Raw genomic sequence first — 6,730 nt, forward strand, 5'->3', positions numbered from 1 at the left:
ATATAGCCCATATTTATGTTTTGACAGGATATTAATAACTTATTTCAGCTACTGTATACGGCAAATTTATTGTTTTTAAATACTGTGTGGTAGCTGTCAAATTGGGTTTCTAAAATAGGTGGGTATTTCAAAAAGCTATTAGCTACTATAGTCAGTTTGCCTGCCTTAGTTAAATGTTGCTTGGCATGGGTTAAAAAAGATTCCGCAACGCTGTAGTCAGTTGCAATCCCAGTATGGAAGGGCGGGTTGCTAATAATTAAATCAAACTTGCCAGTAATATTATTTAAACCATCACTGAGTATGGCTTCACCGTTTACATTATTTAACTTAAGCGTTTGTGTTGTTGCATAGGCAGCAAGTGCACTTACGTCACTACAGGTAAATGTCAGAGCTGGAGTTTTTAGGCCTAAAAAAGTAGCAATAAGCCCTGCGCCACAACCAAAGTCAAGGACTTTTCCGTGTTTTAAGTTAGGAGCATTTTCTAGTAGCATTTTCGTTCCAGCATCTAGCGCACCATGATTAAACACGCCAGGAATACTGACCGCTGTAAACTCAATATCACTTACACTTACCGTAAACTCTTTATGGTAAGTACTAATATCAAACGCGCTATTGAGAGTTAGTTCTGAAAATGAATATAAAACACAATGTTTTGCTGAGTCTATTTTATTACTAAACTCGGCCTTACCGGCGAGTTGCTTTTCAATTGACTTAACACCGCTCTTGTTTTCGCCAACAACGAGTAGCTCTGCATCTTTGCTTATCACAGCACGTATGTTGTCTAACGCCATTAATAGCTCAGGTTTAGATTTAGGGTAATAAAGTATTACCAAATCATAATCGCCCGAATTAATTGTGTGGCTGATGGTTACGTCAATACCCGATATGTTTTTTGCAAATTCACCATTAGCGTGATTATAACTAAAAGCGGTTATTTTACTTTGTGGGTTGAGAGTTTTTAGCTCATTTAAAAAGCCATCTTGAACAAAGTTGACCACCAATATTGATTTACCTTTTAACTCTTCACTGTTACGAAGTAATAGTAGGCTCGGATTGGTTAATACGCTCATAAATGGCTTTACCTTACTTGATTATTTAATTAACGGTTACTTAGTACGTTCGAACATTAAATCCCATACGCCATGACCTAAACGGTGACCACGCTGTTCAAATTTAGTCAATGGACGTAAATCAGGGCGGGGGACATAGTCGTTAGTCTCAGATTGGTTTTTGTAACCTGGAGCTGCTTGCATCACTTCTAACATATGCTCTGCGTAGTTTTCCCAATCAGTTGCCATGTGAAATACACCACCGATTTTTAATTTAGAGCGAAGTTTTTCAGCAAACTCAGTTTGTACAATGCGACGCTTGTGGTGACGCTTTTTGTGCCATGGATCAGGGAAAAATAATTGTAAGGTTGATAAGCTTTCATCGCTTATACAATCAGCAAGAACTTCTACTGCATCGTGTTCAAACACACGCAGATTAGTAACGCCAGCTTCGTCAGCATCCATTAAACATGCGCCAACGCCTGGGCGATGAACTTCTATGCCAATAAAGTTAAGATGTGGTGCATTTTTTGCCATTTCAACCAATGACTTGCCCATACCAAAACCAATTTCTAGGACTACATCATTGTCATTGCCAAAAACTTCGCTTAAATCAAGTAGGCCGTTTTTATGCTCAAGCCCCATTGTTGGCCAGCATTTTTCGATTGCAGCAGCTTGGCCTTTGGTTAATCGACCTTCGCGTTTTACAAAACTGCGAATAGTGCGGATATACTTACCTTCTTGCTTAGCTTGCTCAAGGTTGTTGTTACTTGATTCACTCATATTATTGGCCTGACAAAACAATGTGTTTAAAAATGGTTGCGTATTATCCCTGACCAGCGCTAGGTTGACAAGCATTAGGGCGTTATAGCTTGATCTTTTCAGTCACTACAATAGACTGAGCCGCCATTGAGCATTAGTAAAAAAGTAAATATGTTGGATTTAAAAAAACAGCAGTCAGCTTGGTTTTCCAACCAAGTAGTTGACTGGTATCACCTTCATGGGCGCAAAACGTTACCATGGCAATTAGCTAAAACACCTTATAAAGTGTGGGTATCTGAGGTGATGTTACAGCAAACTCAGGTTGTCACTGTTATTCCTTATTTTGAAAAGTTTATGCAAAGCTTTCCCGATATTATTGCTTTAGCAAATGCTGATGAAGATCAGGTTTTGCATCATTGGACAGGTTTAGGTTATTACGCTCGTGCACGCAATTTACATAAAACCGCTAAAATAGTTCGAGATAAATACCAAGGTCAGTTTCCTAGCACGCTTGAAGAAGTAATGGATTTACCCGGAATAGGGCGCTCTACTGCTGGTGCTGTTTTATCATTATCTTTGGGGCAGCATCACCCTATTCTTGATGGCAATGTTAAAAGAGTGCTTGCTCGTTTTTTCATGGTTGAAGGTTGGTATGGGGTTAAAAAAGTAGAAAATCAGCTTTGGCATTTAAGTGAACAACTCACTCCTAAAAATAATGTGACAGAGTTTAATCAAGCTATGATGGATTTAGGTGCAAGCTTATGTTCGCGCAGTCGCTTTGATTGTGAGGTATGCCCATTAAATAGCCGTTGTGGTGCGTTTAACGCTGGTAAAGTTAAGGAGTTTCCTCACTCTAAGCCTAGAAAAGTAGTGCCTAAAAAAAGCTGCCACCAGTTAATTATCAAGCATAACGACAAAGTGCTCATGGAAAAGCGCCCGAACAGTGGTATTTGGGGCGGATTATTTGGATTTTTTGAATTTAATGAGTACAGCGAGCTCGAAACTTTTTTAGCGCAACAAGGGCTTAAAAGTGACCTTAATGAAGTAACGCCTTTTACTCATGTATTTTCACATTTTGAGCTGACGATTAACCCGCATGTACTTAATATTGAGAAAGCCCCGGATGTTGTTAATGACAAGCAGCTGGTGTGGTATCCACTCGATCAATCAATAGAAGTAGGGTTAGCGGCACCGACTAAAAAGTTGGTTAAACAAATTACGGCAATAGTATAGAATAGCGTTATATTTAGCATTAAGGGGAACAATCATGGCACGTACAGTATTTTGTCAAAAGTTACAAAAAGAGGCCGAAGGCCTTGGTTTTCAGTTATACCCTGGTGAACTTGGTGAGAAAATTTTTAATAATATTTCTAAAGAAGCCTGGGGGCAATGGCAGCATAAACAAACTATGCTGATCAACGAAAAGCATTTAAACATGATGGATCCAGAGCATCGTACTTTTTTAGAAGAGCAAATGGTTGGCTTTTTGTTTGAAGGTAAAGAAGTTGAGATTGAAGGTTATAAGCCAGTAGAAAAATAAATTAACTGTGCTTAGGATAATTAATAAAAAAGGGCTATGAGCCCTTTTTTATATTGTGTATACCGATGAATATTTTAGTTAAATCAAGTCATCTTGCTGATCGCTGTTTCTAATTTGTTCTTTTAAAAACTGTGCTGCTCTTGAATATTCAATTTCAAGCTCATCTCTCATCTTAATTAATTCATCAGCTTTTATTTCATCACTTTTACACTTATCTTCAAATGACTGCGCTAAATCAGCAACAATGTTAGCTCCTACTGTCTTCGATATAGATTTTAATTGGTGGCAAGCGGATAAAATTTCAGCTTTGTTACTTTGCAACACCGCGAAGTTAATCGCTTTAATTTGTTCTTGGCTCTGCTCTAAATACATTTTAAAAAAGCGGATTATTTTAGCGTCATCGCCATTTATATACTTATTCGCTGACTCCATATCAATAGGCATGATTGGTTTTTCGGTCGAATTCACCTGTTGTGGTTGTTTGCTACATAAGTCATTCCATTGCTTTAATGTGTCCTCAAGTGCATTTAACTCAATAGGTTTAGTAATAAAGTCGTTAATACCTACAGCTAAACATCGCTCTCTCTCTCCTTTTAGAGCATTGGCAGTAACAGCAATAATATAAGGTTGTGCGTCAATCGATTCGAGCAATGACGCTTCTTCTCTAATTTTTTCAACCATATCGTAGCCAGACATTTTTGGCATATGTAAATCGGTTAAAATGAGCGAGTAGCTATTTTTACGCCACATATCTAGGCCTTCTTCACCGTTATTAGCCACCTCTACACTGTACCCTAGTATATGTAATTGTTCGGTGAGTACCTCTTGATTTAATAGGTTATCTTCTACCAATAATACTAGCCTATTTGCTGCCAGCGCTTCTTCTGAGTTTAGGTAGTGATTCATCGTTCTGGCTTTTTTAACTTGCTTAGGTTTATGCAAACCTGCAGCCACCAAAATTGAAAGCATGAAGTTAGATTTACATAATGGAGAAGCATTAATATAAAAAATACTTTTATGATTAATTACTGCTTCATCTAATTTACTTAATACCACCATTTGCTGGTTATTATCTTCTAGTGAGTAAAGTAAACTTCTTAGTAAGGTACTAATACTATTCATGTCTTCAATGCCATCAACAACCCAAATAATATCCTTGGCATCTTGGTGAGCTTCTACATCTTGTTGTTCATGAGCATAGGTTATTTTAGCCCCCATAAATGACAAGTAACGATAAATTACTTTACCGCGCTCTGCGTCGCTGCTGACAATAATGACATGTTTACCATTAAGTGTATTTTTATGGGCAAATTCAGTTTTACCTGCAGTTGAAAAAGGCAGTTCAACGGTAAATTCACTTCCAATCCCTTCATGGCTTGTTACATGTATAGTACCAAGCATTAGCTCGGTTAAGCTTTTACAAATTGAAAGACCAAGCCCTGTTCCACCGAACTCTCGCGTAATTGAGCTTTCTGCTTGAGTGAACGGGTTGAAAATTTTTCTTAACTGAGATTGGCTCATTCCTTTACCGTTATCACTTACACAAAAACGCAATGTAAAGTGATCGGCGGTGTTATTTGCTACCTCTACTGATATTCTTACTTTCCCCTTCGTTGTACCATTGGTGCTAGTAAATTTAATGGCATTACTACATAAGTTATATAGCACTTGGCGAACCCTGCCTGAGTCGCCCATAAGGTTATTAGGAATATCGGGTGCAATTGATAAATCGAGTTCTAAATGACGGTTTTTAGCAACCGACGATAATACCTTGGCTACTTCTTCTAGTGTATCTGCAATAGAAAACGGAACAGGATCTATGTTGAGCTTTCCAGCCTCAATTTTAGAAAAATCTAAAATATCATCTAAAATACTCAGTAGCGAAAATGCGGATTCACGAATAATAGTACTAAGGCGTTGCTGAGCACCATCAAGCTCTGTTTGGCGAAGTAAATCAATGGTGCCAATAACACCATTCATTGGTGTTCTTATTTCATGACTCATGGTGGCTAAAAAGGTGGTTTTAGTTTCACTCGCCTTTAACGCTTTTTGAGTTTGTTTTTCTAATTCAAATGTTCTGCTTTGTACTTCTGTTTCCAGACTGGTTTGTAGCCTTTTTAATTCTTTTTGTGCAGCTTGGTCGTCAGCTAGAACCATACTTACTTTTTTCAGCAATAAATTAATTTGTTGAGCAACGGTTTCTAACCCTCCATCAAGTTGCTCATCAAGCGTGCTTTGATAATTATCATTTTGTGTAATAGCCTTGAGTTCTTGAGTGAGAGAATCGGTATTTTTATGTAGTCGTTTTTTAATGTACTTATTAAACGCTATAGCGAATGCAAACAATGCGATCAGAGCAACAATAGCGGCAAGATATGCACTCATTGATAAATTTTGTGTCGATGATGAAATTAAAGGTTGTTTCTGCTCAATGATAAGCTCAGCAATTACTTGTCCCTCTGATGAGATTAAATGATGCAGAGTATTTTGCTCTTTAATGTATTTGCTAACAGCTAAAGGTGCAATCACTATACTATTATTGCTATAAACTAACTCGGCTTTATTATTTGCATTAAAACGATGCAGAGTATATTTAAAGTCATTATTGAGTAAGCTTGCAATATCAAGAAGTAATTTGGCTTTGTTTTGCCCGTATGTTGTTAGTGCTTCAACAATGGGCTGCTCAAGGCGTTCAGCAAGTTTTGTGAGTGCAATAGTAGAGGATTGGGGAAGTTCATTGTTCTCAGCATTGCTTTGTGAGTAAAGCGAATAGGCGACTATAAATAATGTGGAAATTATAAGGTTACTAACTAAAAATATAGGTAGTAGGCCCTTTATTGCTGAAGAGAACTTACTCTGCATGAGTTTTCCTATCGTGGTTTTATTAAAACGGTAAGCCTGTACCGAAAGCTATTGACTAATCGTAACACCTAAAAAAAATAATTCACTACGTTTTTTAAACTCTTTTGTTGAATAAATGCACGGTATGAACGAGATTTGTTGTTAGTTGTTTGAAAACCGTTCAAACAGTTGCAAAGGATAAAAAAAAAGTTGACTTGTAAGGGTAAAACTCGTTTAATACGCCGCACGCCCAGATAGCTCAGTCAGTAAAGCTATGTGGGAGTCGAATTATTAATCCGTTGTGATTACTAATAAGCACTGTTAAGTGCCTCGATAGCTCAGTTGGTAGAGCAGAGGATTGAAAATCCTCGTGTCCCTGGTTCGATTCCGGGTCGAGGCACCATTTACAAAAAAGTTATCAATCTTTAAAATTGATAAAGTGCCTTAGCACACAGTTTTGTGTGCCGACTTAGCTCAGCTGGTAGAGCAACTGACTTGTAATCAGTAGGTCAACCGTTCGACTCGGTTAGTCGGCACC

Annotated in this window: 5 protein-coding genes and 2 tRNA genes; 4 read left to right on the forward strand and 3 right to left on the reverse strand. The window is 37.8% G+C overall.

Going from position 1 to position 6,730, the window contains the following annotated elements; all coding sequences use genetic code 11:
• Positions 1-44: 44 nt before the first annotated feature.
• Together QL989_RS14340 and trmB are read right to left on the reverse strand one after the other, a co-directional pair.
• Entirely contained in the window at positions 45-1,070 is a 1,026-nt protein-coding gene (locus tag QL989_RS14340; RefSeq protein ID WP_198521960.1) for a methyltransferase, read from the reverse strand.
• A 36-nt stretch (positions 1,071-1,106) separates the two neighbouring features.
• Positions 1,107-1,832 carry a tRNA (guanosine(46)-N7)-methyltransferase TrmB gene (gene trmB / locus QL989_RS14345; protein WP_198521961.1) on the reverse strand — a complete coding sequence of 242 codons (726 nt, stop codon included), beginning with the start codon at positions 1,830-1,832 and terminating at the stop codon, positions 1,107-1,109.
• Between the two features lie 150 nt (positions 1,833-1,982).
• Between trmB and mutY the strand changes: the two genes are divergently transcribed.
• Both mutY and QL989_RS14355 read left to right on the forward strand, forming a co-directional pair.
• Positions 1,983-3,044, forward strand: coding sequence for an A/G-specific adenine glycosylase (gene mutY / locus QL989_RS14350; protein ID WP_198521962.1), 1,062 nt, complete (start codon positions 1,983-1,985; stop codon positions 3,042-3,044).
• Positions 3,045-3,078: 34 nt separating this feature from the next.
• Positions 3,079-3,351 carry an oxidative damage protection protein gene (locus QL989_RS14355; RefSeq protein WP_008110439.1) on the forward strand — a complete coding sequence of 91 codons (273 nt, stop codon included), beginning with the start codon at positions 3,079-3,081 and terminating at the stop codon, positions 3,349-3,351.
• A 78-nt stretch (positions 3,352-3,429) separates the two neighbouring features.
• Here the strand turns inward: QL989_RS14355 and QL989_RS14360 are convergent, their stop codons facing one another.
• The gene (locus QL989_RS14360; RefSeq protein WP_290170879.1) at positions 3,430-6,213 is read right to left on the reverse strand and encodes an ATP-binding protein; all 2,784 of its coding nucleotides are present in this window, start codon (positions 6,211-6,213) and stop codon (positions 3,430-3,432) included.
• A 306-nt stretch (positions 6,214-6,519) separates the two neighbouring features.
• On the opposite strand from QL989_RS14360, the gene QL989_RS14365 reads away from it, so the two are divergent.
• Positions 6,520-6,595 (forward strand) — tRNA-Phe (locus QL989_RS14365).
• A 60-nt stretch (positions 6,596-6,655) separates the two neighbouring features.
• A tRNA-Thr gene (locus QL989_RS14370) sits at positions 6,656-6,728 on the forward strand.
• Positions 6,729-6,730: the final 2 nt, after the last annotated feature.

The organism is Pseudoalteromonas sp. APC 3224, from assembly GCF_030407535.1.
Taxonomy (GTDB): Bacteria; Pseudomonadota; Gammaproteobacteria; order Enterobacterales; family Alteromonadaceae; genus Pseudoalteromonas.